This is a genomic window from Amycolatopsis iheyensis (assembly GCF_024703995.1).
GTDB lineage: Bacteria > Actinomycetota > Actinomycetes > Mycobacteriales > Pseudonocardiaceae > Amycolatopsis > Amycolatopsis iheyensis.
On the sequence record NZ_JAMXQV010000007.1, the window covers coordinates 336,980 to 363,000 of the forward strand.

Here is a 26,021-nt window from a genome sequence, read left to right on the forward strand (position 1 = left end):
ACTCGCGCCTCAATCACGCGAGTTACGGCTTGAAGCACGCTGGACCCGGCCCGGATCACTAGGGTTGACGGGGTGAGCCACCCGCAGATCACGCTGACCGTCCGGCACACCCCCTCCGCGCTGGACACCCGCCGCGGCGTCGTCCGGCTGCATCCCGAAGTCCTCGACGCGCTCGGCCTGCGGGCCTGGGACGCCGTGCACCTCACCGGCGCCCGGGTCAGCGCCGCGCTCGCCGCGCCCACCGACGAGGCCGACGTGCCCGGGGTCGTCCTCACCGACGACGTCACGATGTCCAACCTCGGCGTCACCGAGGGCTCCGAGATCGTCGTCGCGCCGGCCGACGTCGCCGCGGCGAAGACGGTCACCGTCGCCGGGTCGCGGCTGGCCAGCGTCTCGGTCAGCCCGCACATGCTGCGGCTCGCCCTGATCGGCAAGGTCCTGACCGTCGGGGACGCCGTTTCGCTGCTGCCGCAGGACCTCGCGCCGACACCGGGGTCGGACCCGGCCGGCCTGCGCGGCCAGCTGTCCCGCGCGATCGGCGCGACCTGGACGAACGAGCTGCTCACCGTCACCGCGACCGAGCCGGCCGGCCCGGTCGCCGTCGGACCGTCCACTGTGGTCGTCTGGCGTGACGGCGCGCGCCCGGCGCCGGAGCCCGCGCAGCCCCGGACGGCGACCGCGCTGGTGCGCACCTCCGCCGTGACCGCGGCCGAGGAGTGGATCGACGCGGAGATCGTCGAAGACGAGATCGCCGTCGAGGAGGTCGTCGAGCCGGCAGTGCCGCTGGCCGACCTGATCGGCGCCGAAGCGGCCGCGCGCAAGCTCGCCGAGTGGTTCGACCTGGCGTTCCACCGCCCCGAGCTGCTGGCCCGGCTCGGCGCGCCCGCCCACCTCGGCGTCCTGCTGTCCGGTCCCGAGGGTGTCGGCAAAGCGACACTCGTGCGCTCGGTCGCGACCGAAGCCGACATCCGCGTGGTGCCGGTCGCCGCCCCGAACCTCGCGGTGCTGGACCCGAACGTCGCCGTCGCGCGCCTGCGCGAAGCCATCCGCTCGGCCGAAGGTCCGGCGGTGCTGCTGCTCACCGACGTCGACGCGCTGCTCCCGGCGGCCACCCCACCGCCGGTGGCGACCGTCGTGCTGGAAGAGCTCCGGACGGCCCTGCGGCAAGAGCGCTTCGCCGTCGTCGCGACCACGGCCCGCGCCGAGTCCGCCGACCCGCGCCTGCGGGCCGCCGACCTGCTGGACCGCGAGCTGTCCCTCGCCCTCCCGGACGCGAAGACCCGCCGCGAGCTGCTGAACGTCCTGCTCCGCGACGTCCCGCTCGACACGGGCATCGACTGCGGCGTCCTCGCCGAGCGGACGCCGGGCTTCGTCGCCGCCGACCTCATCGCCCTGCGTCGCGACGCGGCCCTGCGTGCCGCCCTGCGCCAGCGTGAGGCCGACGAGCCGCGCATCTCCCAGCAGGACCTCCTCGACGCGCTGGCCACCGTCCGCCCGGTCTCGATGTCCACTTCGGACAACCTGGCCACCGGCGGCCTGACGCTCGACGACGTCGGCAACATGGTCGACGTCAAGCAGTCGCTCACCGAGGCCGTGCTGTGGCCGCTGCGGTACCCGGACTCGTTCGCGCGCCTCGGCGTCGAACCGCCGCGCGGCGTCCTGCTCTACGGCCCGCCCGGCGGCGGCAAGACGTTCCTGGTCCGGGCGCTGGCCGGCACCGGCGCGCTGAACGTCTTCGCGGTCAAGGGCGCCGAGCTGATGGACAAGTGGGTCGGCGAGTCCGAACGCGCGGTCCGCGAGCTGTTCCGCCGGGCCGCCGAGGCCGCGCCGTCGCTGATCTTCCTCGACGAGATCGACGCGCTCGCCCCGCGCCGCGGTCAGTCGTCGGACTCCGGCGTCGCCGACCGCGTGGTCGCCGCGCTGCTGACCGAATTGGACGGTGTCGAGCCGATGCGCGAGGTCGTCGTGCTGGGCGCGACGAACCGGCCCGAACTGGTCGACCCGGCGCTGTTGCGGCCGGGCCGGCTCGAGCGCCGCGTCTACGTGCCGCCGCCGGACGCCGAGGCCCGCGCCGCGATCCTCGCGGCCAGCTCGAAGAACACGCCGCTGGCCTCCGATGTGGACCTCACCGAGGTGGCGTCCACTCTGGACGGATACTCGGCGGCCGACTGCGCGGCGCTGATCCGCGAGGCGGCGCTGACGGCGATGCGTGAGTCCCTGGAGGCGCGCGAAGTCACCGCGGCGCACCTGGACACGGCTCGCAAGACGGTCCGCCCGAGTCTCGACCCGGCCCAGCTCGCGGCCCTGGAGGCGTACGCGAAGACGCAGATCAGCGAATGAGCGAAGGGGCCACGGCCCCTTCGCTCAGCTGCCCTTGTGGCCGGACTGGTATTCCTTCGTCACGATCACTATCACGCCGGGGCTCGCGCTCTCGATGCCCGGGAAGCGCGGCTCGGCCTTGATGCCGAACTCCTGGGCGAGCTGCTTGGCGGCGGCTTCCTCGTCGGTGCCCGGGCGGTAGAACGCCGTGGTCGTCGGGATGATGCCCTGGGAGTAGTTGCTGATCTCGTTGACGTTCCAGCCACCACCGCGGAAGTCCTCCGCCGCGCGGTCGGCCAGACCCTTGATCGTCGAGTTGTTGAAGACCCGGACGGTCACCCACTTGTTGGACGCCTGCTGGTCACCGGGCTGGCCCGGCTGCCCCTGCGTCGGCTGGCCAGGCGCCGGGCTGGTCGGCGACGGCGGGGTGGGCGACGTCGGATTCGTGGTGGACGACGACGGCGGCGGCGAAGACGGGCTCGTCGGCGGCGCCGATGTTCCGCCGGAGGTGCCCGGCGGCGTCGACGATGTGCCGCTCGGGCCGGCTTCGTTGGATCCGTCGCCGCTCAGCGCGGAGATGCCGCCGACGACCGCGGCGATGATCGCCACGCCGATCAGGGCGACGCCCGCGGCCTTCATCGGCCGGGACATACCCGAAAACACGCTCATTTCAGCTCGATCCCCAGTCGCCGGGCGCCACGCTTGCGCTGGCGGGCGGCACGCGTCTTCTGCAGCCGCTTCACCAGCATCGGGTCGGCTTCGATCGCCTCCGGCTTCTCCAGCAGCTTGTTGAGCAGCTGGTAGTAGCGCGTGGCGGACAGATCGAAGCGCTCGCGGATGGCGTTCTCCTTCGCCCCGGCGTGTCGCCACCACTGGCGCTCGAAGGCGAGGATCTCGACCTCGCGTTCGGTCAGGCCGGGCACGGGCTTCGGCGGCGACGGCTGCGGACCAGCCATCGACTCCGCGGCGTCCATCCGAGTCCCTCTCAATCGGGCGTCATGGCGAATCAGACCTAGCTCTTCCGCGGGCGCCATTCAACCACGGAAGCGCACGCCGACGTGGGCATCCGCGTCGGCGCGTCACGGTCTGATGCAGGTCTACCAGAGGGGTCCGACTAAACTGCGTGGTCGTGACCATCCACCCCATCGTGATCGCCGGCGAACCCGTGCTGCACCAGCCGACTCGGGAGATCACCGAGTTCGACGCGGAGCTGAGCACGCTCGTCGACGACATGTTCGAGACGATGTACGCCGCCGAAGGAGTCGGCCTCGCGGCCAACCAGATCGGCCTCGGCCTGCGGGTGTTCGTCTACGACTGCCCGGACGACGAAGGCGTGCGGCACAAGGGCGTCGTGGTCAACCCGAAGCTCGAGACGTCGGAGATCCCGGAGACCATGCCGGACCCGGACGACGACTGGGAGGGCTGCCTCTCAGCGCCCGGCGAGTCGTACCCGACGGGCCGCGCGAAGTGGGCGAAGGTGACCGGCTCCGACGTCGAGGGCAACCCGATCGAGGTCGAGGGCACCGGCTACTTCGCGCGCTGCCTGCAGCACGAGACCGACCACCTGGACGGGTACATCTACCTGGACCGCCTGGTCGGCCGCCACGCGCGCGCGGCGAAGAAGATGCTGAAGTCGAACAAGTGGGGCGTCCCGGGCAACTCCTGGCTCCCGCCCCGCACCCCCGAGGACGACGGCGCCGTCATCTGACCCAACCCGGTCGTGAGTGTTTAGGGCGGTTAGAACCGCCCTAAACACTCACGACAAGCCGCGGCAGACCTCAGCAGCCGAGGAAGTGGCACCGGACGACGCGGGGCGTTTCGAGGGTCGAGCCCGCCTTGACGTCCTGCGCGAGCCGGACGTACTGGGCGTGCGTCCAGGCCAGCGGGGTCGCCGACGCGTTCGGCGTACCGGCCGGGAAGCCGGTCTGGCCCGACGGCGGGTTCTCGTCCCACACCTGCTCCGGCATGGTCTCCGCCGAGCTGCTCACCCGGCCCATGTCCCGCAGCCGCCGCGCGGCCGACGACCGGTCGCCCAGCGTCAGCTCGTACTCGCCGCGCTCGCCGGCCAGCAGCGGCCACAGCCGGCCGAACGTCGTGCGGCTCTCCGCCGGGAACGTGTAGTCCCACGGCGCGCCGTCGGCCTGCTCGCCGTAGCCGTCCTTCGTGTAGCGGTGCCAGAACTGCCCGGTCGGCGTGGTGAACGCGATGTCCTTGTCGGTCACCGCGATGCTGTTGCGGATCACCGGGTCGTCCGCCCGGTAGACGCCGAGCCGGACCAGGTCGAGGAAGCCCGCGTCGGTGACCGCGCGCTGGTCCATCGTCACGCTCGAGTTGCCGAGGTTGTACTTCGTGCCGGCGTTCGCGTTGGCGTCCTTCGTGAGGCGGACGAAGTACGGGTCCTTCGACAGCGGCCCGTTCGTGGTGATCGTCTGCTTCGGCAGGTCGGCCTTCATCTTGTCGGCCGCCGCGAGGTACCGGGCGGCGTCCGCGGGGGCGCCGCTGTGCGACGCGATGTCCGCGGCGCAGACGAGCCCGGCGATCACCGACGCGATGGTCGACGGGGACCAGCCGTCCTGCTCCTCCCAGCGCTCCTGCTGGGTGTACGGCGAAGCCTGCCCGTCCGGCCCCCGGTAACCGAGGATGAAGTCCGCGGCTTTGCGAACGCCGGGCCACAGGTCGGTGCGCCCGAGCTGCTGGGCCAGCACGATCGGGAAAGCGGTTTCGTCGAGCTGGATCGACGTCCAGTACGGCACGCCGTCGACCCGGCTGTTCTGCGGCATGTGCCCGTCGGGCTGCTGCTGCGTGCCGAACATGTAGGACACGGACCGGTTGGCGGCCGCCTTGTCGCCGCCCGCGGCCAGGCCGGTGGCGATCTGGTAGAGGTCCCGCGGCCAGACCAGGTGGTAGGTGCCGGACGGCGACCACTCCGGGTCGTTGTTCCCGAACCGCCACGGCATGCTCGGCGACGCGATGAAGGCGCCGGGGTGGTGCTTGTCCTCGCTCGCGGCGAGCGTCAGCATCGACGCCTTGTAGAGGTCACGCTCGGCGTCGGTCTTCAGCGACGACGGCGGCTTGCTCACCCCGCGCAGGTACTCCGCCCACCCGCGGTCGTACGCGCGGGTGATGTCGCGGACTCCGCGTCGCTGTGACGCCTGCGCGCTGCCGAGCGCGTCACCGGCCTTCGCGCCCATGCCGAGGGCGACGGTGACGTGCCGGTTCCGGAGTCCGTCGGCGGTCGTCTGCCCGGTGAGCACGACGTTGCCCTTGGCGGCGGTGTCGTAGGTCTTCAGCTTGAAGGTGGTCATGAGCTGCGCGGTGCCGTCGGAGTTGCCCGCGTAGCCGACGCTCGTCTTGACGAAAGCGGGTTTCGCGGTGAGCGCGGCGGCGTTCGTCGTGTCCTGCGCGGTGACGGCGTCGCCCTTGCGCGCGGCCGAGTCGTCGGAGCCGTCGTTGGTCAGGTCCGGGTCGGCGACCGCGAAGAGCTGGTAGGGCCGCCCGGTGAGCGACTGGAAGTCGACGTCCACCAGCACCGTCGTGGCGGCCGGGTCGGTGACGTAGGTCTTGCGGAGGCGCCAGCGGTGCTGGTCGTCGGTGATGGTCTGCTCGTAGGTCAGGCTGTCGTCGTCGGTGCGGCGGACCTGCTGGGACTTCGCCGCGTAGTCGAGCGTCGCGAAGCTGCGGCCGTCGGTGACGACGAAGTTCATCGACCGGACGCTCGGCGTCGAGAGGTCCGGGTAGTAGACCTCGGACATCTGCCCGCCCTGGAGGGTGAACCAGACGTTGCTCGTCCGGTTGTGGGCGGTGCCGAAGCCGGTCTTGTTCGCGGGCAGCCAGCTGGGATGGGTGCCCGGGGCGCCGGGCGCCTCGCCCTGGGCCGCCGCGATCCCCGGGATCAGGCCGGTGACCAGCAGCCCGGCGAGGGCGCCGAACATGAGTTTGCGCATATCAACCCCACAGAAGATCGCTTCTGCACCGTTACAGAAGCGCCTTGGGAGTCTGCCGCCGAATCTTCACCGGCGCATGGGCTGATCCGGTGAACCACTGACCGTCACTGGTCCGGTCGGCGGTTCACGGAAAGCGAACCCACATCGCCGCCGTCCGAGCGCATGCTTGTAGTACCTGCAACGGTGTAATCGAGGTGCCCTCATGGAAGACGCGATGGACGCCTACTCCCGCGCGGTCAGCACGGTCGCGAAGACCGTCACCCCGCACGTCGCCGGGGTACAGCTCGCGCGGGGCAGCGGCTCGGCCGTGGTCTTCGCCGAAGACGGCCTCCTGCTCACCAACGCCCACGTCGTCGACGGGCATCAAAAAGGCGTCGCGACCTTCGCCGACGGCAGTGAAGTGCGCTTCGACGTCGTCGGCGCCGATCCGCTGTCCGATCTCGCCGTGCTGCGGGCCCGCGGCGAGACGCCGTCCGCGGCGGTCCTCGGCGACGCCGACCAGCTCGTCGTCGGCCAGCTCGTCGTGGCCATCGGCAGCCCGCTCGGGTTCTCCGGCACCGTCACCGCCGGCGTCGTCAGCGCGCTCGGCCGGGCGCTGCCGGTCCGGCAAGGGCGCACGACCCGGGTGATCGAGGACGTCATCCAGACCGACGCCGCGCTCAACCCCGGCAACTCCGGCGGCGCGCTCGCCGACTCCGCCGGCCGGGTCGTCGGCGTCAACACCGCCGTCGCCGGGTACGGGCTCGGGCTCGCCGTGCCGATCAACGCGACGACCCGGCGGATCATCGACACGCTCGCCGTCGAGGGCCGGGTGCGGCGCGCGTACCTGGGCGTCGTCGGCGTGCCCGCGCCGCTGCCCGACGACATCGCCGGGCGCACCGGGCAGAGCGCGGGCCTGCGGGTGCACGAGGTCGTCGCCGGCGGCCCCGCGGACCGCGCCGGTCTCAAGGCGGGCGACCTCGTCCTGACCGTCGGGCGCACGCGTGTTTCGGACGCGCAAGGCATCCAGCGGCAGCTGTTCGCGGAAGTGATCGGCACCGCACTGCCGATCACCGTGCTGCGCAACGGAGCCATGGTCGACGTGTACGCCACTCCGGCCGAGTTGGTCGGGTGACTTGAGTATCGCGCTCCGGCGTGGCATGGTCGGTGGCACAACACCAACGCGGGAGCTCGCGCCATGGCGGGCTGAGAGGGTGACTTGCGTTTCGCAGGCGTCACCGACCGCATGAACCTGACCGGGTAATGCCGGCGTAGGGAGTGAAAGTCGTTGACGACGCTCGAAAATAAGGACGTCTCCGTAACAACCGGCCCGATCACGGGCTCGCACAAGGTCTATCACCAGACCGAATCCGGACTGCGGGTTCCCGCGCGCCGGATCGACCTCTCGAACGGTGAGCACTTCGACGTCTACGACACTTCGGGTCCGTACACCGACCCCGAAGCGACGATTGATGTCCACAGTGGACTCCACCGGCTGCGGGCCGGCTGGGCCGACGGCCGCGAGCACAACACCCAGCTCGGCTGGGCGAAACAGGGCGTGATCACCCGGGAGATGGAGTACATCGCCGCCCGCGAACGGGTTTCCGCGGAGTTCGTGCGCGCCGAAGTCGCCAGCGGCCGCGCGGTGATCCCGGTCAACCGCAGGCACCCCGAGTCCGAGCCGATGATCATCGGCAAGAACTTCCTGGTGAAGATCAACGCCAACATGGGGAACTCGGCCGTCTGGTCGTCGGTCGAGGAAGAGGTCGACAAGATGGTGTGGGCGACCCGCTGGGGCGCCGACACGATCATGGATCTCTCCACCGGCAAGCGGATCCACGAGACCCGAGAGTGGATCATCCGCAACTCGCCGGTCCCGGTCGGCACCGTGCCGATCTACCAGGCGCTGGAAAAGGTCGACGGCGAACCGGAAAAGCTGTCGTGGGAGATCTACCGCGACACGATCATCGAGCAGTGCGAGCAGGGCGTCGACTACGTCACCGTGCACGCCGGCGTGCTGCTGCGCTACATCCCGCTGACCGCGCGACGCGTCACCGGGATCGTCAGCCGCGGCGGGTCGATCATGGCCGCGTGGTGCCTGGCGCACCACCAAGAGTCCTTTTTGTACACCCACTTCGAGGAGCTCTGCGAGATCCTCCGGCAGTACGACGTCACGTTCTCCCTGGGCGACGGCCTGCGTCCCGGCTCGATCGCCGACGCCAACGACCGCGCCCAGTTCGCCGAGCTGGAAACCCTGGGCGAGCTGACGCACCTCGCGCGCTCGCACGACGTCCAGGTGATGATCGAGGGCCCCGGCCACGTGCCGATGCACAAGATCAAGGAGAACGTCGAGCTGGAGGAAAAGCTCTGCGGCGAGGCACCGTTCTACACCCTCGGTCCACTCGCGACGGACATCGCACCGGCGTACGACCACATCACCTCGGCCATCGGCGCGGCGCAGATCGGCTGGTACGGCACGGCGATGCTGTGCTACGTCACGCCGAAGGAGCACCTCGGCCTGCCGAACCGCGACGACGTCAAGACCGGCGTGATCACGTACAAGATCGCCGCGCACGCCGCGGACCTGGCCAAGGGGCACCAGTACGCGCAGGAGTGGGACGACGAGCTGTCGAAGGCCCGCTTCGAGTTCCGCTGGAACGACCAGTTCAACCTCTCGCTGGACCCGGACACCGCGCGGTCGTTCCACGACGAGACGCTGCCCGCCGAGCCGGCCAAGACCGCGCACTTCTGCTCGATGTGCGGCCCGAAGTTCTGCTCGATGCGGATCACGCAGGACGTCCGCAAGTACGCCGAGGAACACGGTCTGTCCACTGTGGAGGCGATCGAGGCCGGCATGGCCTCGAAGTCCGCGGAGTTCACCGAGTCCGGCGGCAAGGTCTACCTGCCCGTGGTGCAGCCGTGACACCGCCCACCGCCCTCACCATCGCCGGGTCCGACTCCGGCGGTGGTGCGGGCATCCAGGCGGACCTGCGGACGTTCTTCGCGCACGGGGTGCACGGGCTGGTCGCGCTGACCGCGGTCACCGTCCAGAACTCCCTTGGCGTGCAGGGGTTCACCGAGATCCCGGCCGACGTCGTCACCGCGCAGATCAAGGCGGTGGCGTCCGACATGGGCGTCAACGCGGCGAAGACCGGCATGCTCGCCACGGCGGAGATCATCCGCGCGGTGGCCAAGACGCTGGACGAGGTCGAGGTCGGCTCGCTGGTGGTCGACCCGGTGGCGGCGTCGATGACCGGGCACGCGCTGCTGCGCGAGGACGCCCTGGAAGCGATCCGCACGGAGCTGTTCCCCCGCGCGACGCTGATCACGCCGAACCTGGACGAAGTCCGCCTGCTGACCGGGATTTCCGTCGTCGACGCGGCTTCCCAGCGCTCGGCGGCCGAGGCGCTGCTGGAGTTCGGTTCGCGGTGGGTGCTAGTGAAGGGTGGCCACCTGGTGGGCACGCCGGAGTGCGTCGACCTCCTGACGGACGGCCGCGAGTACCGCGAGCTGAGCGGCCCGCGATACGAGACGGAGAACACCCACGGCGGCGGCGACACGATGGCGTCGGCGATCACGTCGTCGCTGGCGAAGGGCGCCTCGATCCCGGACGCGGTGGCGGCCGGGAAGAAGTTCATCGAGCGCTGTGTCGCGGAGGGGTACTCGCTGGGCGCCGGGGTCGGCCCGGTTTCGCCGTTCTGGGTGCTGGACCGGTAGCGCCTGCCAGACTGGGCCCGTGGAACCCGAGGAGCTGTGGGCGGCCCTGCCCGGCGAGCTGCACGACGAGATCGACGCGTGGCTCGTCGAAGGTCACTTCGTGCGCGCGATCATGGCGCTGCGCGAGAAGTCCGGAATCACGCCGACGCCGGGCATCAACGACGGCAAGGGACTGGTCGGGTACCGCACCTCGGTCCTCCACGAACGCGGGCTGCTGAAGCCACCGCCGGAGCAGACCGTGGACGGGATGCTCGCCGACCTCGCCGAGCGGGGCCTGGACGCCGTCGCCGTCGAGATCACCTGGGACGGCGATTCCCGAGGCTGGCACACGGAACTGTGCGTCGTCGTGGCGCAGCCGCGGTTCCACCTGGTCGCCCTGGGCCGCTTCTTCCCGCACGTGGCCCGGACCGAGCCGGTGCGCGACGAAGCGATGCGGAAGGGCCGGGCCCTCGCCGAGCGGCTCGGCGTCCCGTTCCACTTCCCGCTGCCGGACGCCCCCGACACCGACCAGCCGCACTGGTGGGAGCACGGCTAGGAGTCCGGCGGGCACCAGGTGTCGGAAACCGGGCCGTCGGCGGCCCCGCAGAAGCCGTGCACGGACTTGTCGACTTCGCCGCCCGCCACGCCCATCACCGCGACCGGCTTGTTCTGCGGCACGTTGCGGCCGATGTCACCGCCGTAGTCGATGGTGCCGGTGACGCCTTCGAGGAACTTGTTGACCTGCTTGGCTCCCGGGCGGGACGTGTGGATGGCGGTGATCTCGCGCCAGATCGCGCCGGGCGTCACCGGGATCTCGGCCGCGGTCTCCCGCAGGTAGGCGGCCGCGACGATCATCACCTGCGCCGCGTCGTAGGCCAGGGCGGCGTGCCCGTCGTACGACCGGCCCTCCGGAGTCTGCTCGAACGGGAACAGCGTCTGGTCCAACGTCGTGTAGAAGTCCAGCGCCGCGCCCTTCGGCTCGGTCACCGGCGAGGTGGCGAACGACAGGTAGTAGTAGGGCAGCGCGCGGTTGCGCTGGCGTTCGCCCTGGTCGGCGACGAACCGGGTGACGTCGTCGTCGCCGATCACCGTGGCCCGGCTGCCGCACTGCGCGGCGCTGCTGAGGAACTGGCCGAAGTCCGGCACGCCCCGGCCGGCGAAGAACGCGATCCCCTCGTACGAGCACGTGTCGCGGCCCGCCGCACCCGCGTTGCCCAGCAGCGTCTCGCCGTAGCGCGGGTGCGAAGCCGGGCCGCCGAGGCCGCCGTCCGGGGTGAACGCCCGCGCTTCGACCTGGAAACCCTGGTCCTGGAACGACTTCACGACGTCGTCGCGCAGGTTGGTGCTGTAGACGTCGGCGTCGTCGTCGGAGTAGTAGACGCGCACCACCCGCGGGCCCGGCAGCTGGGTGGCGAAGCCCGCGGCTACCGCGGCTTCCCGCCGGTTCTGCGGCGTCACCTGGAAGTACATCGGGTTCAGGTCGGCGAGCGGGTCCGCCGACAGCGTCGAAGCGACCATCGGCAGCCCGGCGTTGGTCAGCGCGGCGATGGTCTGCTGGGTCGGCGTGCTGCTCATGTCCAGCCCGACCACCCCGACGATGCTGCTGTCCTGCTCGGCCTGCTGCCGCAGCTGGTTCGCCACCCGCACGCCCTCACGCATGTTGCGCCCCGCGTTGGCGATGAGCAGCCGGACGATCGGGTCGGCCGAACCCGGCGCGTTCAGCTGCCGCAGCTGGGCGACCGCGAACCCCTCCAGGGACTCGCGCTCGCTGGTCAGCCCCTCGGCGAGGTTGTTGGACGACGTCAGCGCCTCCAGCACGACCAGCGTGATGTACGGCCGTTCCGGGTGGTCCCGGTGCAGCTGCTCCGCTCGGTGGTTCTGGTCCAGCACGACCGCTTCGACCTGCCGGATCGTCGCGTCCGACGGCTGGAAGACGTCCTGGGCGCCGTCCGTGGTGCCCACGCACTCGGTGCCCGTCCAGGTCAGCCACGGGTTGTCGGAGCCGCACCGCGCGGCGTAGACGTCGTGGCTCCGGTAGGCGACGAACGCGGCCACCAGCGCCACGACCACGACCGGGACGCCGATCCGCGTCCACCGGCTCGCCCACCACGGCGGCCGGACCTGCCCGCGGAACCGGTAGTCGCCGCCGAGGGTGTCCAGCATCTGCTGCACGCGCGGCTCGTCGGCGGCGGACGGCGGGCGGACGCCGATCGGCAGGTACCAGGCGGTCGGCCGGCGCTCCCGCCGGTCGCGCTCGAGCTGGTTCTGCCAGGCCACGTACGCGGCCCGCGCCTGCTCGGCCTGGAACTGCGGGCGGCGCGACGTCGGCTCGGCGTCCGGCGGCGGCGCGGGGCTCGCGCTGACCACCAGCAGCGGGTCGAACCGCCCGACCTGGTTGCGGACGGAGTTGACCAGCTCCAGCAGCCGGTAGCCGCCGTTGCCGACGCTCACCTCGTCGAGCAGCAGCACCGGGTAGGTCATCCGGCGCCGCCGCCACACCCGCCACGGCCGCAGCCGGTAGGCGCGACGCAGGTCTTCGAGGAAGGCGTTGAGCAGCAGGCGGCAGACGTACTCAGGCGCCTCCTCCTGCCACTGCCCCTCGGTGAGCCGCCGGGCGAACCGGACGAAACTGCCGGACATCTCCGGGGCCAGGTGGGGCTGCCGCAGGAACCAGCGGTACCGGCCGGACAGCACCGGCACCCGCCCGGTGACCGCGACCCGGAAGGTCAGCAGGGTCAGCCCGCGCACGAGCAGGGAGAAGACCTTCCAGATGCCCTGGTTCTCGGGCAGCTGCTTGACGGCGTCCTCGGCCGAGGAGCTGAACCGCTCGGCGAGGCTGATCCGCCGGATGGCGCGGCGCAGCACGCCGTCGGGGTCGTCGCGGCCGTCGTAGTCCTGCAGCATCAGCCAGTAGACGAGGTCGAACAGCGGGAACGGCACCCGGCTGGTGCGCGCCGTCGCGCTGTCGCCGAGTTCTTTCCGCGCCTCGCGCAGGATGTCCCGGACGACGGTGACGGAGTCGGCGGTCGCCGGTCCGGCTTCGTCGCGGCCTTCGTGCTCGGTGAGCCCGGGGCGGGCGTGCCGGATGCTGCCCTGCGGTTTCGCGGTCCGCAGCCGGTCCGCGACCGCCGCCAGGACGTCCGCGCTTTCCGGCGGCCGGACCAGGCAGACCATCGGCAGGCCACGCCGTTCCGAGCGTTCGTCCTGGTAATCGGTCCACTCGCACTGTTCGTCTAGCTTGCGCGGCCGGTCGCCGAGCCGTGGCCGCAAGCACAATGCGCCGAGCAGTTTCACCAGCACGTCGGCGCCGAGAAAGCCGAGCGGTCCCGTTCTCCCCATCGGAACAGAATCCCACATTTCCGGTGGAACCGGTTCCGCAAATTTACCCGCATTTTCCCCGAATCGGGCGGGCTAACGGACCGGCTGCAGCTCCCGGCCGTCGTAGTCCTCGCGCGCGGTCCGGATGCGGTCGAAGTTCGCCTGGGACCACGCGCTGAGCGCGACCAGGTGCGCGCCGACCTCCGCACCCATGTCCGTCAGCGCGTACTCCACCGTCGGCGGGGTCGTCGGGTACACCGTGCGCGTCAGGAAGCCGTCGCGCTCCAGCTGGCGCAGGTTCTGCGTCAGCATCTTCTGGCTGATGCCGTCGACCGCGCGGCGCAGCTCGCCGAAGCGGTGCGGGCCGCGGGCCAGCGCGCCCAGCATCAACGCCGTCCACTTGTTGGCCAGCAGGTCCAGCACATCGCGGCAGGGACAGCTCCGGAGGTAGACGTCCCAGGGTCCGTCCTGGTCACAGGTGGTTTCCATCAGGTACCTACTTCACTTCGAAGTGCCTTCTAGCGAAAAGTGACGAACGATCCGAGTATAGGGACCGACCCCGATACGAAGGAGTGGAGCAATGCGCATCGTGACCCAGGAGACGCTCGGCGGGCCGGAGGTGCTCCGCGTCACCGAGGCATCGCGCCCGGAACCCGGGCCGACGGAGGTCCTGGTGCGGGTGCACGCCGCCGGCGTCAACCCCGTCGACTGGAAGGTGCGGGCCGGCGGCGGGTTCCTCGGCGAGCCGCCGTTCACCGTCGGCTGGGACGTCGCCGGCGTCGTCGAGCAGGTGGGCTTCGGCGCCACCGGCGTCCGGGAGGGCGACGAAGTCCTCGGCATGCCGTGGTTCCCGCGCCCGGGCAACGCCTACGCGGAGTACGTCACCGCGCCCTCGCGGCACTTCGTCCGCAAGCCGGCCGGGCTCTCGTTCGCCGAAGCCGCCGCACTCCCCCTGGCCGGACTGACGGCGTGGCAAGGACTTGTCGACGTCGCCGATGTCCACGAAGGACAGCGCGTCTTCGTCGACGCGGCCGCGGGCGGCGTCGGCCACCTGGCCGTCCAGATCGCCAAGGCACGCGGTGCGCACGTGATCGGCACGGCGAGCGCGGGCAAGCACGATTTCCTGCGCGAACTCGGCGTCGACGAGCCGATCGACTACCACGACACCGAGGCGCGAACGTCCGATGTGGACGTCTACTTCGGACTGGTCGGCGAGGAGAGCGACCTGCGCTGGTTGCCCGCGATCAAGGAAGGCGGGCTGCTGATCGGTGTCCCCAGCGGGGTCGCCGACCGGGTCGAAAAGGCCGCCGAGGCGAGGAAAGTACGCACCGAGCGGATCCTCGTCGAGCCGGACCGCGGCGGGCTGACCGGCCTCGTCGAGCTGATCGAGGCCGGTCAGCTGAAGGTCCGCGTCGAGCAGACCTTCCCGCTGGCGGACGCCGCCAAGGCGCACGAGCTGGGTGAGTCCGGGCGCGTGTCCGGAAAGCTCGTGCTGATCCCCTAACCGCGGGCGAGCACCTGCGGCAGCACCGTGGTGAGCCCGGTCCAGTCCGAGGTGACCACCGACGCGTGCTGCTTCGCCAGGTCGGCGACGCGCTGGTTGGCCTGCTCGACCGTCGGGTTGTGGGCGTCGATGGCCGGCGCGACGTTCTGGCCGTCGGTCATCACCACGTAGTAGTGGTTGGCGTCGTACCACCACGGCCCGGTCTGCGTGACCCACGCGTTCGCGTCGCCGTCGAACACGACGAACCACGGCTTGAGGTCGGCGGTGTACTTGTCCCGCGGGTCACCGCCGGCCGCGCCGTGCACGGTCGGGAAGATGTTCGCGTCGCCGAGCTTGCCGGCGTTCTTGAGCCCGACCAGGTACCGCGCGTACTCGACGTCGGTCTTGAGCGTGTCGGTCGGGTTCTGCTCCTCCACCGTGCCCGGGATGATCTCGGTGATCACCCGGCCCCGCAACGCGTCGACCGACGGCCAGTTGTCGGCCTTCGAAGCCTCGTCGAGTGTGCTGTAGCCGCCGAGCAGCTCGCTCGGGCGGAACGCGACGCCGCCCAGGTGCGCGCGGAACGTCGCGTCCAGCTCGTCCGGGCCCATGCCGGTGTTGTCCGAGAAACCGGTCTTCATCTCCAGCTTGAGGGTGATCGGCGTGTGGCCCGGGTGCGCGGCCAGCCAGATCCGGATGTCGTCGAGGCAGTACTCGAGGTTCTTGTTCTTCCCACCGGTGTAGAGCTGCGCCGCCGACGTCGCCGCGACGCAGTTGTTGTTGTTCCCCAACGGGTTCGAGTGGCTGACCTTCCACTCGTGGGTGAAGAAGTCCGGCCAGACGTCCAGCTCGATCAGCGACGACCCGGCGTCGAGCGCCTGGGCCAGGTAGCCGTAGGCCGCCGGGTCGTACGTGTTGTGCACGCCGACGGTCGTGACGTGGGAAAGCTTGGGACTGTCGGCGTTGGCGGCGGTCGCTCCGGAGAGCGTGAGCGCGGCCGTGAGGAGTGCCACCGAGAAGAGCTTCATCCAGGCTCCTTCGAACGTGAGTAACATTCACAATGTCTCATCGTGGTTGACTGTTGATGAAGCAAAAGAGGCTAATTGGCCTAGACCAGAAGTCGGGAAACCACCATGACGACGAGCCTTCCGACCGCGTTGACCATCGCCGGGTCGGACTCCGGCGGCGCCGCGGGACTCCAGGCCGACCTGCGTACGTTCCTGACCTGCGGTGTGCACGGGCTCGTCGCGGTCACGGCCGTCACCGTGCAGAACACCCTCGGCGTGCACGACCGCGCCGACCTGCCGCCGCACATCGTGGCCGGGCAGATCGAGGCCGTCGCGGCGGACATGGGCGTCGGCGCGGCGAAGACGGGCATGCTCGCGTCGGCCGAGATCATCCACGCCGTCGCCGCCGCGTGCGACCGCGCGGAAATCGGGCGCGACGCGAAGATCCCGTTCGTCGTCGATCCGGTCGCCGCGTCGATGCACGGCCACCCGCTGTTCGACGACGCCGGCCTGGTGGCCCTGCGCGACGAGCTGCTCCCGCGCGCGACGGTCCTGACGCCGAACCTCGACGAGGTCCGCCTGCTCACCGGCATGACGGTGAAGGACCGCGAGGGCATGCACACCGCGGCCGTGGTGCTCCAGCGAATGGGCCCTCGCTACGTGCTCGTGAAGAGCGGCCACCTGCAGGCCGACCCGGAGTGCGTCGACCTGCTGTTCGACGGCTCGACGTTCGTGGAGCTGCCGGGCAAGCGGTACGCGACCCCGCACACGCACGGCGCGGGCGACACGATGGCGTCGGCGCTGACCGCGGGGCTCGCGAAGGGCATGTCGGTCGTCGAGGCCGCGCGCTACGGCAAGTGGTTCGTGTCGCACGCGGTCGAGCACGCGTACCCGATGGGCGCGAAGGTCGGCCCGGTCTCGGCCTTCTGGCGGCTGGCACCCGAAGAGCGCTGAGCGACCGCCCGGTTACCATCCCTGCGTTTACTTTTCCTTGAACTCAGCAGGGGGCGGCCTTGACCGGACGCGAGCGCGTGGCGAAGGTCCTCGAAGACCGCCGCTTCCAGAACTTCATCATCGCGGTGATCGTGTTCAACGCGACCACGCTCGGCATGGAGACGTCGACGTCGCTGATGAACGGCTTCGGCGGGCTGCTGCACGCCCTGGACCACATCGCGCTGGGCATCTTCGTCACCGAGCTGCTGGCGAAGTTCTACGCCTACCGGGGCGGGTTCTTCCGCGACAACTGGAACGTCTTCGACCTGCTGGTGGTCGGCATCGCGGTGATCCCGGCCACCGGGCCGTTCGCCGTGCTGCGGTCGTTGCGGGTGCTGCGCGTCCTGCGGCTGATCTCGGTGGTGCCGTCGATGCGCAAGGTGGTTTCCGGGCTGCTGGCGGCGATCCCCGGCATGGCGTCGATCGCCGCGCTGCTGGCGCTGATCATCTTCGTGGCCGGCGTGATGGCGACGAAGCTGTTCGGCGCCATCGACCCGGGCGACTTCGGCGACCTCGGGACGTCGCTGTTCACGCTGTTCCAGGTGATGACCGGCGAAGCGTGGCCGGACATCGCGAAGACGATCATGGAACAGGCGCCGATGGCCTGGATCTTCTTCGTCGTCTACATCCTGGTGTCGAGCTTCGCGGTGCTGAACCTGTTCATCGCGGTGGTGGTCAGCGGTATGGAGGACGAGCTGCGCCAGGACATCCGCGAGGAGGAGGCCAAGCAGGCCGAAGCCCAGGCCGCGGCGAACCAGGAGATCCTCGAGGAGCTGCGTGCGCTGCGGGCGGAGATCGCCTCGCTCAGGCAGAATGCCGCCTAGGGGGGCGGAATGCGGATCAGACTGCTGTTTCTCGGGCTCGTGGCCGTGGCCCTGGCCGGTTGCGGGCAGGATTCGGCCTCGACCGGAACGGTTTCGGCCGACGCGGTGATCCGGTCGGTCACCGCGTTCGCGGGCGAAGGCGCCGACGTTTCCCACGTCAACGCGCTGTGGAAGCAGGCCGAATCCGGCGATGTCAGCCTCTTGAACCTGATCATCGCCTGCAAACCCGGCACCCGCGACTGCCTTCTGGTGGCGCCGGACGGAGCCGGCTACCCGAGCTTCGCGGAGTTCGTCGACGACACGAAGCTGCTCAAGCCCGGCGACACGGTCTCCGTCCTGGCCGGCCTGCCGGACAAGCCGGACAACTCACGGACCGAGGAACTCACCAAGAGCGACCCGGACATCGCGTGGTGGACCGTCTTGGGTGTGGTCGCCGCCGGGCTGGTGGTGGCCGGCCTGCTCGTCTTCGTCCCGCTGTGGCTGGTCAGGCGGATCCGCGGGCGGCGCGACGCCGACCGCCTGCTGAGCGACTGGGACCTGCCACCCGAGGACTAACCCTCGTCGGCGATCAGCGCCTCCAGCGCCGGGATCGCCGCCGTCAGCGCCTCGCGGTGCTCCGGCGAGAGCCGGTCCAGGCGCCGGTTCAGCTCCTGGACGCGCGTCGACCGGACGCCGGACACCAGCCGCTCGCCCTCTTCCGTCGCCGTCGCCAGCCAGGCGCGGCGGTCGACCGGGTCGGATTCGCGGCTCACGTAGCCCGCCTCGACCAGGGAAGCGATGATCCGCGACATCGTCGCCGCGGCCACGCCCTCCTTGGCCGCGAGGTCGCCCAGCCGCAGCTGCCCCGCGTGCACCAGCGTCGCCAGCGCCGAGATCGCGCCGTGGCCCGGGCCCGGCACGCCGGCCTGCCGCAATGACCGGGACAGTCTGCCGACAGCGAGGTACAGCCTGCCGGAGGTGTCCTGAACCGATGTGGTCACGGCTGGCTCCTTCTGCCCTGCCCCGCCGCGGGTGCGCCGGAAAGTGCCGTCCACCTTACGGGTTCGAGGTGCACACTCGGCGTTAAGGCACCCTGGTTCACCGGGGTGGACTCGAAGCCTGCGCCCAGAAGCGTTGCGGCACCCGGCCCGCACCCCGGGCCAGGTGGCCGGCGGTGACGGCCGCCCGCATCGCCGCCGCCATCCGTTCGGGATCAGCCGCCCGGGTGACGGCCGTCGACAGCAGGACGGCGTCGCAACCCAGCTCCATCGCCAGCGTCGCGTCCGACGCGGTGCCGATTCCGGCGTCCAGGATCACCGGCACGCCCGCCCGCGAAACGATCAGCTCGATGTTGTGCGGATTCCGGATGCCGAGGCCGGTGCCGATCGGGGCGCCCAGCGGCATCACCGCGGCGCAGCCGGCCTCCTCCAGGCGCAGCGCGAGCACCGGGTCGTCGTTCGTGTAGGCGAACACGGTGAACCCGTCGGCGGCCAGCCGTTCGGCGGCGTCGAGGGTCTCGATCGGGTCCGGCAGCAGCGTGCGGTCGTCGGCGTGCACCTCGAGCTTGATCAGATCGGTACCGAGCGCCTCCCGCGCGAGCTGCGCGGTGAGGACGGCCTCGGCGGCCGTGCGGCAGCCCGCGGTGTTCGGCAGCAGCTCGATGCCGAGCCGCTTGAGGAGTTCGAGGACGCCGGAGCCGCCTTCGGCGTCGGCGCGGCGCATGGCGACGGTCGTCAGCTCGGTGCCGGACGCGACCAGCGCGCGTTCGAGCACCGCCAGGTTCGCCGCGCCGCCGGTGCCGATGATCAGCCGCGACGTCAGCTTGGCGGTGCCGATGACCAGTGGTTCTCCGTCCATTTCAGCCTCCCTGGACCGCGGTGAGCACGTCGACGCCCGCGCCCTTGGGCACGGCGGTGGCCGCCCAGTCGCCGCGGCGGACGACGACGCCGTCGACCGCGACGGCGATGCCGGGCCGCTGCCCGCCCGCCGCGTCGAGGACGTCGGCGACGGTCGCGCCGTCCGGGAACTCCGTCCACTTCCCGTTGAGCTTGATCTCCATCACACGTGCTCCTTCTGGTGCAGGCGGGCGGGCGAAGCCGCTTCGACGCCTTCGGGCGGCTTCTCCCCCTCGAGCCAGGCCAGGACGGCGGCCGCGGTCACGGGCGCCAGCAGCAGGCCGTTGCGGTGGTGCCCGGTCGCGGCGAAGACGCCGTCGTCCAGGGCGCCGATGTACGGCAGCACGTCCCGGCTGCCGGCCCGCAGGCCGGCGGCGGTCTCGACGAGCTCGTACTCGGTGATCGCGGGGAAGACGCGTTCGGCGCCCTCGATCAGCTCGCGCACGCCGCGCGCGGTGACGGCCCGGTCGAACCCCGCCTCGTACTGCGTCGCGCCGAGGACGAGCTCCTGGTCGCCGCGTGGGACGAGGTAGATCGGGTGCCCTTCGACCACGGCCCGCACGGTGCGCGACGGCGGCGGCAGGCAGCCGCGGCGGGGTTTCAGGCGCAGGATCTCGCCCTTGAGCGGCCGGACGGCGTCGGCGAGCTGCGGGTGCAGCCGCCCGGTCCAGGCGCCGGCGGCGAGCACGACGGCGTCGGCGTCCGGGATCCGTTCCACGCGTTCGCGGACGAACCGGACGTCTCGCCGCTGTCCCGCCGAGTAGAGGGCTTGGAGGAGTTTCCGGTTGTCCACAGCCAGGTCACCGGGCACGTGGAGTCCACTTCGGACAGAGCCGACGCCGGGTTCGAGGCGTTTGGCCTCGCGGCTGGTGAGCCGCTCGGCCGTGCGGCCGATGGCGTGCAGGTGGCCGGCGAGGATGTCGAGGTAACCGGCGTCGGCGCGGTCGAAGGCGACGACGAGCGTCCCGTGCTCGGCCAGCCCGGGGTCGACGCCCTCCTGCGCCAGATCACTCGCGAAGCCGGGCCAGCGGCGGAGGGACTCCTCGCCGAGGGCGAGGACGTCTTCCTCGCCCGGCCAGGCCTCGGTGACCGGGGCGAGCATGCCGCCGGCCAGCCAGGACGCGCCGCCGCGGACGGGTTCGGGGTCGTAGAGGGTGACCTCGTGGCCCTTCGCGGCCGCGCGCCAGGCCGCGGACAGGCCGATCACGCCGCCGCCGACCACGGCCAAGGTGTTCGTCATGGGAATCACGCTCCCTGCGCCGGCATGACCCGGATCAGGTTCCACGGTCGGAGCGGCAGCTCCCTCTCAGCCCGTGCCTCGGGCTCCCGTGCGGACTCCCCCACCCTAGCTCGCGGGGTACGGTCGCCGCTATGCCCGCCCTCTCCGGTGACAAGATCCGCGCCCGCCTCGACGCCGCGCGCCTGTACCTGTGCACGGACGCCCGCACGGCCCGTGGCGACCTCGCGGCCTTCGCCGACGCGGCCCTGGCCGGCGGTGTCGACATCATCCAGCTGCGCGACAAGACCGGCGCGTTGGAAGCCGCCGGCGAGATCGAGGCGCTGGAGGTCCTGGCCGAGGCGTGCGAGCGCCACGGCGCGCTGCTGTCGGTGAACGACCGCGCGGACGTGGCCCTGGCGGTCGGCGCGGACGTGCTCCACCTGGGCCAGGACGACATCCCGGTCCCGTTGGCCCGCCGCATCCTGGGCGACGACGTGGTGATCGGCCGTTCGACGCACTCGGTGCCACAGGCTGCGGCGGCGGCGTCGGAGCCGGGCGTGGACTACTTCTGCACGGGCCCCTGCTGGCCGACGCCGACGAAGCCGGGCCGCTCGGCACCGGGCCTGGACCTGGTCCGCGCAACGGCGGCTTCGGCCCCGGAGCGGCCGTGGTTCGCAATCGGCGGCATCGACACGCCGCGGCTGCCTTCGGTGTTGGAGGCGGGCGCGTCGCGGATCGTGGTGGTCCGGGCGATCACCGAAGCCGAGGACCCGGAGGCCGCGGCGCGCGAGCTGCGGGCCCGGTTGCCCTGACCGCCGCTACGGCTTCAGCGCGAGTGCCACACCCGCCTGCCCTCAACGCCGCCACGGCATCAGCACGGCCGCCCCACGCAACCGGCGCGCCCGCCGACACTCAGCACCGCTGCGGCTTCAGCGCGGCCGCCGCACGCAACCGGCGCCCGCCTGCCCTGACCGCCGCTACGGCGTCGGCGTGGTTGCCGCGCCCTGGCTGGTCGGTGGGGCCGAGGTCGTCGGCTGCTGGGCCGTGGTGCTCGGCGTTGTCGGCGTCGCCGAGCTGCTAGGCGTGGTCGACGTCGTCGGCGGGGTGGTCGTCTCCGTGGTCGTCGACGGGGTGTTCGACGGCGACTCCTGCGTGTCGTCCGTCGGGGTCGTCGGTGTGGTCGACGGGGTCGGGTCGGTGTGCCCGGCGCCGCCGCCGAAGATCTTGCCGATGCTCGCGCCCGTGCCGCTCGCCACCTTGCCGCCCGTGGCCGCCTCCACGCCGACGATCGCCAGGATCGCCACCGCGAACGCCACCACGCTCGACCCGATGATCAAGGGCCAGCGCAGTTTCCGCAGCCGGGACGGCTCCTCGGGTGGCGGGCCGTCCGGCTTCGGCAGCCTGACCGTCGGCTGCTCGGTGATCTCGATGACCGGCCCCCGGCGCCGGATGCCGGACGCCGCCAGCTGACGGGCCTTCAGCGCCGCGTCCTTCGTGCGCTGCAGCGACCGCAGGTACACCTCGCCGCCGACGGTCGTGATCACGCTCGCCACGCCCGCGCCGACCACCGTGCCCGCCACGCCCAGTGTCGAACCGAGCAGCGCCGCGGTCACCGCCGCGAGCGCCGCCGCCAGCACCTGCGCGATCCGCAGGCCCGGCTTCTCTTCCTTCGCCGTGTCCAACTCGGAAGCTGCCGCTTTCTCCTTGCTCATGATCCCGATCCGCTAGAAAGTCTTCTCCCCGTTCCCAACGTGTAAGGCGCGCGAGGAACTCCCCGCGTTGCCGGAGCGTGAGCAGCACCACTCCGACTGTCCACAATAGACAGTAGCGATCGAACACTTTCTTGACATACTCGGCACATGGAACTGGTGACGATCTCCGACATCGAGGCCGCGGCGCAGCGCGTCCGAGGTGTCGCCGTGCGCACGCCCTTGTTGCTCCAGACGTGGGATCCGCGCGGGACCCTGTGGCTCAAACCCGAAAGCCTGCAACCGGTCGGCGCGTTCAAGGTGCGCGGCGCGTTCAACGCGATCGCCACCCTCGACGACGAAAGCCGCGCCCGCGGCGTCATCGCGTACTCGAGCGGCAACCACGCGCAGGCGGTCGCCTACGCGGCGCAGCGGTACGGCGTGCCCGCGGTGATCGTCGTGCCGGACATCGCGCCGCGGATCAAGGTCGAGGCCACTCGGTCCTACGGTGCCGAGGTGATCGAAGTGCCGATCGGCGAGCACGAGGCGAAAGCGCACGAACTGGCCGCCGAACGCAGGCTGACCCTCGTCGCGCCCTTCGACGACGCGGCCGTCATCGCCGGGCAGGGCACCACGGGCCTCGAGATCACCGAGGACCTCCCGGACGTCGAGGTCGTGCTGGTGCCGGTCAGCGGCGGCGGGCTGGCCGCCGGCGTCGGCGCGGCGATCAAGGCCCGCGCCCCGCACGCAAAGGTGATCGGCGTCGAGCCCGCCCTGGCCGGCGACACGGCCGAGGGCCTGCGCCTGGGCCACCGGGTCGACTGGCCCCAGGCCGACCGCGCCCGCACGATCGCCGACGGCCTGCGCGCGCAGCCGTCCGAGCTGACGTTCGCGCACCTGCGGAAGTTCGTCGACGCGATGGTGACGGTCACCGAGGACGAGATCCGCGCCGCCATGCGCACCCTCGCCAGCAAGGCCCGCCTGGTGGCGGAGCCGAGCGGCGCGGTGACAACGGCGGCCTACCTGTCCCACACGGCCGAGCTGCCACCGGGCCGAACGGTGGCGATCGTCTCGGGCGGCAACCCGGACCCGGCAATGTTCGCGGAAATCCTCGCCGGCTGACCCAGGCCCCAAGCGCCCCAATGTGGCGTTGGGTGCGCCCAACGCGCCCAATGTGGCGTTCGGTGCATCCAACGCACCCAACGCCACATTGGGGCGCTAGTCGCCGGCCACCGGGGTGCCGCGGCGGATGTGGGTCGGCGGGCCCTCGACGCCGCAGTGGTAGCACTCGCCCAGGTGGGGGCACTCGTCGTCGGCGGGCGGAGGAGCAGGTGACGGCGGTGCCAGCACCCCGTTGTGGATGCCCAGCGCGATCAGCCCACCCGCGATCGCCAGCGCCGCGCAGATCACCAGCGCCACCCGCCAGCCCGCGGTCAGCGCCACCGGGTCCGCGTACGCCTCGCCGGTCAACCCGGCCGCCGCGGGCAGCACCGCCACCGCCAGGAGCCCTCCGGAGCGCGCGATCGCGTTGTTGACCCCGGACGCGACGCCGGCGTAGCGGTCCGGGGCCGCCGCGAGCACCGTCGCGGTCACCGGGGCCACCACCGTCGCCAGGCCGAGCCCGAACACCACCACCGCGGGCAGCACCGTGCCGAGGTAGGACGCGCCGGGCGCGATCCGCAGCATCAGCAGCATCCCGACGCCGACCACGATCGGCCCGACCACCAGCTGGAGCCGCGGGCCGATGCGCTGGGCCAGCGCGCCGGAGCGGCCCGACAGCAGGAGCATGATCACCGTCAGCGGCAGCCCGGCCAGGCCGGACGCGGTCGGCGAGTAGTGCAGCGACACCTGCAGCTGCATGACCAGCAGCATCATCACGCCGCCGAGCGCCGCGTACATGGCGAAGGTCAGCGCGTTGGCCAGCGTGAACGTCCGGTCGCGGAACAGCGACGGCGGCACCAGCGGCTCCCGGGACCGGTGCTGGACGAAGACGAACGCGGCCAGCCCGGCGACCCCGACCAGGCCCGCGACCAGCACGACCGGGTCGCCGATGCCGCGTCCGGGCGCCTCCACCAGCGCCCCGGTGACGCCGGCGAGGCCGAGCGCGCCCAGCGCCGCGGCGCCGAAGTCGGGGTGGCCGGTCGCGTCCTCGTCGCGGGACTCGGGGACGAACCTGCGCGCCATCAGCACGACGACGAGGGCGATCGGCACGTTGATCAGGAACGCCAGCCGCCACGACCAGACCTGCACGAGGAAGCCGCCGAGCAGCGGGCCCGCCGCGGCCGCGATGCCGCCGAGGCCGGACCAGGCGCCGATCGCGCGGGCGCGCGCGTCGTGCGCGAAGGACGATTGGAGGATGGCGAGCGAGCCGGGCGTCAGGAGCGCGCCGCCGACGCCTTGGAGGATCCGCATCGCGACGAGCATCTCGGTGGACGTCGCGGCGGCGCACAGGCCGGACGCGACGCCGAACCAGACGACGCCGATGAGGTACATGCGGCGGCGGCCGTAGCGGTCGCCGAGCGAACCGGCGACCAGGATGAGCGCCGCGAGGGCCAGCAGGTAGCCGTCGAGGATCCATTGGAGGCCGGCAACGGACGCGTTGAGCTCGGCGCCGATGCGGGGCAGGGCGACGTTGACGATCGTGCCGTCCAGCATCGCCATGCCCGAGCCGAGGATGGTCGTGGCGAGCACGCCACGCGCCGCGCCGGTGCCCCAGCGGATACCGGTGTCTTCGGTGGCTGTCACCCCGTCACTTCACCGCGCGGGGTGATCGCCGTCAACACCTGGTCACGGCAGCAGCGTCGTGACGAACTTGTAGCGGTCGCCGCGGTAGACCGAGCGCGCGAACTCGACCGGCTTGCCGTCGGTCGCGAACGAGTGCCGGGTCAGCATCAGCACCGGCATGCCGACGTCCGCGCCGAGCATCTCGGCTTCCTGCGGGCCGGCGAGCGACGTCTCGATCGTCTCTTCCGCTCGTTCGAGCTCGACGCCGTACTGCTCGCGTAGAACGGCGTACAACGACCCGCCCGACGAAATGTGCTTGCGCAGCCCCCGGAACCGGCCGGCCGGCAGGTGCGACGTCTCCAGCGCCATCGGCTGCGAATCCGCCAGTCGAAGCCGTCGAAGGCGAAGAATTTTCGCGCCGGTGCGGATTCCCAGCAGCTTCGCGAGGTCGCCCTCGGCCGGCAGCTCGTCGAGCTCGAGGAGCTTGGACGACGGCTTCAGGCCCTGCTTGCGCATGTCCTCGGTGTAGGACGACAACTGCAGCCGCTGCGCGAGCTTCGGCTCGGCCGCGAAGGTGCCTTTCCCCTGCACACGGTGCAGCCGGCCCTCGGCGGTCAGGTCGGCCAGCGCCTGGCGCACGGTGGTGCGGGAGACCGTGAACTCGCCGGCGAGCGCGCGCTCGGTCGGGATCGGTGACCCGGGCGGCAGCACGTCCAGGAGGTCGAGGAGGTGCTGCTTCAGTGCCCAGTACTTGGGCTCGCGCTGCCCGCGCATCCCGGCGACGGCGCCCGCCTCGCCCGTGGTGGTGGTCTCCAACATGCCCGACTCCCTATGTCTTCCCTCATTGCGCGCCACGTCCCCGTAAGAAACGTACCCTTTTCCCCAAACGCGCCGCCCCACTAACATTGGTCTAGACCTGACCGACGCCGCCTGAGTCCGGTACATAATGCCGG

25 protein-coding genes and 2 riboswitches are annotated in these 26,021 nt (G+C 71.4%); of the genes, 12 read left to right on the top strand and 13 right to left on the bottom strand.

Translation table 11 applies throughout. From position 1 onward, the window contains the following. The first annotated feature begins 72 nt into the window (after positions 1-72). Entirely contained in the window at positions 73-2,340 is a 2,268-nt protein-coding gene (locus M8542_RS16105; protein ID WP_257920959.1) for an AAA family ATPase, read from the top strand. A 24-nt stretch (positions 2,341-2,364) separates the two neighbouring features. Here M8542_RS16105 and M8542_RS16110 read toward each other — a convergent pair whose 3' ends face one another. After that, complete coding sequence (locus tag M8542_RS16110; RefSeq protein ID WP_257920960.1) at positions 2,365-2,988, bottom strand: LytR C-terminal domain-containing protein; 624 nt, start codon at positions 2,986-2,988, stop codon at positions 2,365-2,367. Next, on the bottom strand, positions 2,985-3,293 hold the full coding sequence (locus M8542_RS16115) for a DUF3263 domain-containing protein (protein ID WP_257920961.1): 309 nt from the start codon (positions 3,291-3,293) through the stop codon (positions 2,985-2,987). The genes M8542_RS16110 and M8542_RS16115 overlap by 4 nt, the downstream gene beginning before the upstream one ends. Positions 3,294-3,448: 155 nt before the next feature. On the opposite strand from M8542_RS16115, the gene M8542_RS16120 reads away from it, so the two are divergent. Beyond that, on the top strand, positions 3,449-4,027 hold the full coding sequence (locus M8542_RS16120; RefSeq protein ID WP_257920962.1) for a peptide deformylase: 579 nt from the start codon (positions 3,449-3,451) through the stop codon (positions 4,025-4,027). 70 nt (positions 4,028-4,097) lie between these two features. Here the strand turns inward: M8542_RS16120 and M8542_RS16125 are convergent, their stop codons facing one another. Further along, positions 4,098-6,263 carry a glycoside hydrolase family 15 protein gene (locus tag M8542_RS16125; protein ID WP_257920963.1) on the bottom strand — a complete coding sequence of 722 codons (2,166 nt, stop codon included), beginning with the start codon at positions 6,261-6,263 and terminating at the stop codon, positions 4,098-4,100. Positions 6,264-6,465: 202 nt separating this feature from the next. On the opposite strand from M8542_RS16125, the gene M8542_RS16130 reads away from it, so the two are divergent. The 4 genes from M8542_RS16130 to M8542_RS16145 all read left to right on the top strand — a co-directional run bounded on the left by M8542_RS16130 (position 6,466) and on the right by M8542_RS16145 (position 10,494). Continuing rightward, positions 6,466-7,377, top strand: a complete 912-nt coding sequence (locus M8542_RS16130; RefSeq protein WP_257920964.1) for a S1C family serine protease — start codon at positions 6,466-6,468, stop codon at positions 7,375-7,377. Between the two features lie 38 nt (positions 7,378-7,415). Further along, a riboswitch (TPP riboswitch) is annotated at positions 7,416-7,537 on the top strand. Then, entirely contained in the window at positions 7,531-9,165 is a 1,635-nt protein-coding gene (thiC, locus tag M8542_RS16135; RefSeq protein ID WP_276586518.1) for a phosphomethylpyrimidine synthase ThiC, read from the top strand. Its footprint overlaps the riboswitch before it by 7 nt. Continuing rightward, entirely contained in the window at positions 9,162-9,959 is a 798-nt protein-coding gene (gene thiD / locus M8542_RS16140; RefSeq protein WP_257920965.1) for a bifunctional hydroxymethylpyrimidine kinase/phosphomethylpyrimidine kinase, read from the top strand. Before thiC ends, thiD (M8542_RS16140) begins: the two co-directional genes overlap by 4 nt. A 19-nt stretch (positions 9,960-9,978) precedes the next feature. Beyond that, on the top strand, positions 9,979-10,494 hold the full coding sequence (locus M8542_RS16145; RefSeq protein WP_257920966.1) for a hypothetical protein: 516 nt from the start codon (positions 9,979-9,981) through the stop codon (positions 10,492-10,494). Here the strand turns inward: M8542_RS16145 and M8542_RS16150 are convergent. Together M8542_RS16150 and M8542_RS16155 are read right to left on the bottom strand one after the other, a co-directional pair. After that, on the bottom strand, positions 10,491-13,277 hold the full coding sequence (locus M8542_RS16150; RefSeq protein WP_257920967.1) for an ABC transporter substrate-binding protein: 2,787 nt from the start codon (positions 13,275-13,277) through the stop codon (positions 10,491-10,493). The genes M8542_RS16145 and M8542_RS16150 overlap by 4 nt on opposite strands. 72 nt (positions 13,278-13,349) lie before the next feature. After that, on the bottom strand, positions 13,350-13,745 hold the full coding sequence (locus tag M8542_RS16155) for a winged helix-turn-helix transcriptional regulator (RefSeq protein WP_257920968.1): 396 nt from the start codon (positions 13,743-13,745) through the stop codon (positions 13,350-13,352). A 91-nt stretch (positions 13,746-13,836) separates the two neighbouring features. On the opposite strand from M8542_RS16155, the gene M8542_RS16160 reads away from it, so the two are divergent. Further along, complete coding sequence (locus M8542_RS16160; protein ID WP_257920969.1) at positions 13,837-14,760, top strand: NADP-dependent oxidoreductase; 924 nt, start codon at positions 13,837-13,839, stop codon at positions 14,758-14,760. On the opposite strand, the gene M8542_RS16165 is transcribed toward M8542_RS16160, so the two are convergent. Next, positions 14,757-15,767, bottom strand: a complete 1,011-nt coding sequence (locus M8542_RS16165; protein WP_257920970.1) for a phosphatidylinositol-specific phospholipase C domain-containing protein — start codon at positions 15,765-15,767, stop codon at positions 14,757-14,759. The two genes, M8542_RS16160 and M8542_RS16165, sit on opposite strands and share 4 nt — an antisense overlap. Positions 15,768-15,872: 105 nt before the next feature. On the opposite strand from M8542_RS16165, the gene thiD (M8542_RS16170) reads away from it, so the two are divergent. Genes thiD (M8542_RS16170) through M8542_RS16180 form a run of 3 tightly spaced genes read left to right on the top strand, consistent with a single transcriptional unit; the run spans position 15,873 to position 18,118 of the window. Further along, entirely contained in the window at positions 15,873-16,700 is an 828-nt protein-coding gene (gene thiD / locus M8542_RS16170) for a bifunctional hydroxymethylpyrimidine kinase/phosphomethylpyrimidine kinase (RefSeq protein WP_257920971.1), read from the top strand. Positions 16,701-16,759: 59 nt separating this feature from the next. After that, positions 16,760-17,563, top strand: a complete 804-nt coding sequence (locus tag M8542_RS16175; RefSeq protein ID WP_257920972.1) for an ion transporter — start codon at positions 16,760-16,762, stop codon at positions 17,561-17,563. 9 nt (positions 17,564-17,572) lie between these two features. Next, complete coding sequence (locus tag M8542_RS16180) at positions 17,573-18,118, top strand: hypothetical protein (RefSeq protein WP_257920973.1); 546 nt, start codon at positions 17,573-17,575, stop codon at positions 18,116-18,118. On the opposite strand, the gene M8542_RS16185 is transcribed toward M8542_RS16180, so the two are convergent. From M8542_RS16185 to thiO, 4 genes are all read right to left on the bottom strand, one after another. Further along, the gene (locus tag M8542_RS16185) at positions 18,115-18,543 is read right to left on the bottom strand and encodes a MarR family winged helix-turn-helix transcriptional regulator (RefSeq protein ID WP_257920974.1); all 429 of its coding nucleotides are present in this window, start codon (positions 18,541-18,543) and stop codon (positions 18,115-18,117) included. The two genes, M8542_RS16180 and M8542_RS16185, sit on opposite strands and share 4 nt — an antisense overlap. A gap of 97 nt (positions 18,544-18,640) precedes the next feature. Beyond that, a complete protein-coding gene (locus M8542_RS16190) occupies positions 18,641-19,399 on the bottom strand; it encodes a thiazole synthase (protein WP_257920975.1) in 759 nt (252 codons plus the stop codon). A gap of 1 nt (position 19,400) precedes the next feature. After that, positions 19,401-19,601, bottom strand: a complete 201-nt coding sequence (gene thiS / locus M8542_RS16195; RefSeq protein WP_257920976.1) for a sulfur carrier protein ThiS — start codon at positions 19,599-19,601, stop codon at positions 19,401-19,403. After that, on the bottom strand, positions 19,601-20,677 hold the full coding sequence (gene thiO, locus M8542_RS16200) for a glycine oxidase ThiO (RefSeq protein WP_257920977.1): 1,077 nt from the start codon (positions 20,675-20,677) through the stop codon (positions 19,601-19,603). The genes thiS and thiO overlap by 1 nt, the downstream gene beginning before the upstream one ends. Beyond that, positions 20,672-20,777: riboswitch (TPP riboswitch) on the bottom strand. (Overlaps the previous gene by 6 nt.) Before the next feature lie 31 nt (positions 20,778-20,808). Here thiO and thiE point away from each other — a divergent pair. Continuing rightward, positions 20,809-21,468 carry a thiamine phosphate synthase gene (gene thiE / locus M8542_RS16205; RefSeq protein ID WP_257920978.1) on the top strand — a complete coding sequence of 220 codons (660 nt, stop codon included), beginning with the start codon at positions 20,809-20,811 and terminating at the stop codon, positions 21,466-21,468. A gap of 165 nt (positions 21,469-21,633) precedes the next feature. On the opposite strand, the gene M8542_RS16210 is transcribed toward thiE, so the two are convergent. After that, complete coding sequence (locus tag M8542_RS16210; protein WP_257920979.1) at positions 21,634-22,368, bottom strand: hypothetical protein; 735 nt, start codon at positions 22,366-22,368, stop codon at positions 21,634-21,636. A gap of 147 nt (positions 22,369-22,515) precedes the next feature. Between M8542_RS16210 and M8542_RS16215 the strand changes: the two genes are divergently transcribed. Next, positions 22,516-23,466 (top strand): threonine ammonia-lyase, encoded by a 951-nt coding sequence (locus tag M8542_RS16215; protein ID WP_257920980.1) that lies wholly within the window; start codon positions 22,516-22,518, stop codon positions 23,464-23,466. A 96-nt stretch (positions 23,467-23,562) separates the two neighbouring features. On the opposite strand, the gene M8542_RS16220 is transcribed toward M8542_RS16215, so the two are convergent. Both M8542_RS16220 and M8542_RS16225 read right to left on the bottom strand, forming a co-directional pair. Continuing rightward, on the bottom strand, positions 23,563-25,089 hold the full coding sequence (locus M8542_RS16220) for an MFS transporter (protein WP_257920981.1): 1,527 nt from the start codon (positions 25,087-25,089) through the stop codon (positions 23,563-23,565). A 42-nt stretch (positions 25,090-25,131) separates the two neighbouring features. Further along, positions 25,132-25,887 (bottom strand): GntR family transcriptional regulator, encoded by a 756-nt coding sequence (locus M8542_RS16225; RefSeq protein WP_257920982.1) that lies wholly within the window; start codon positions 25,885-25,887, stop codon positions 25,132-25,134. Positions 25,888-26,021: the final 134 nt, after the last annotated feature.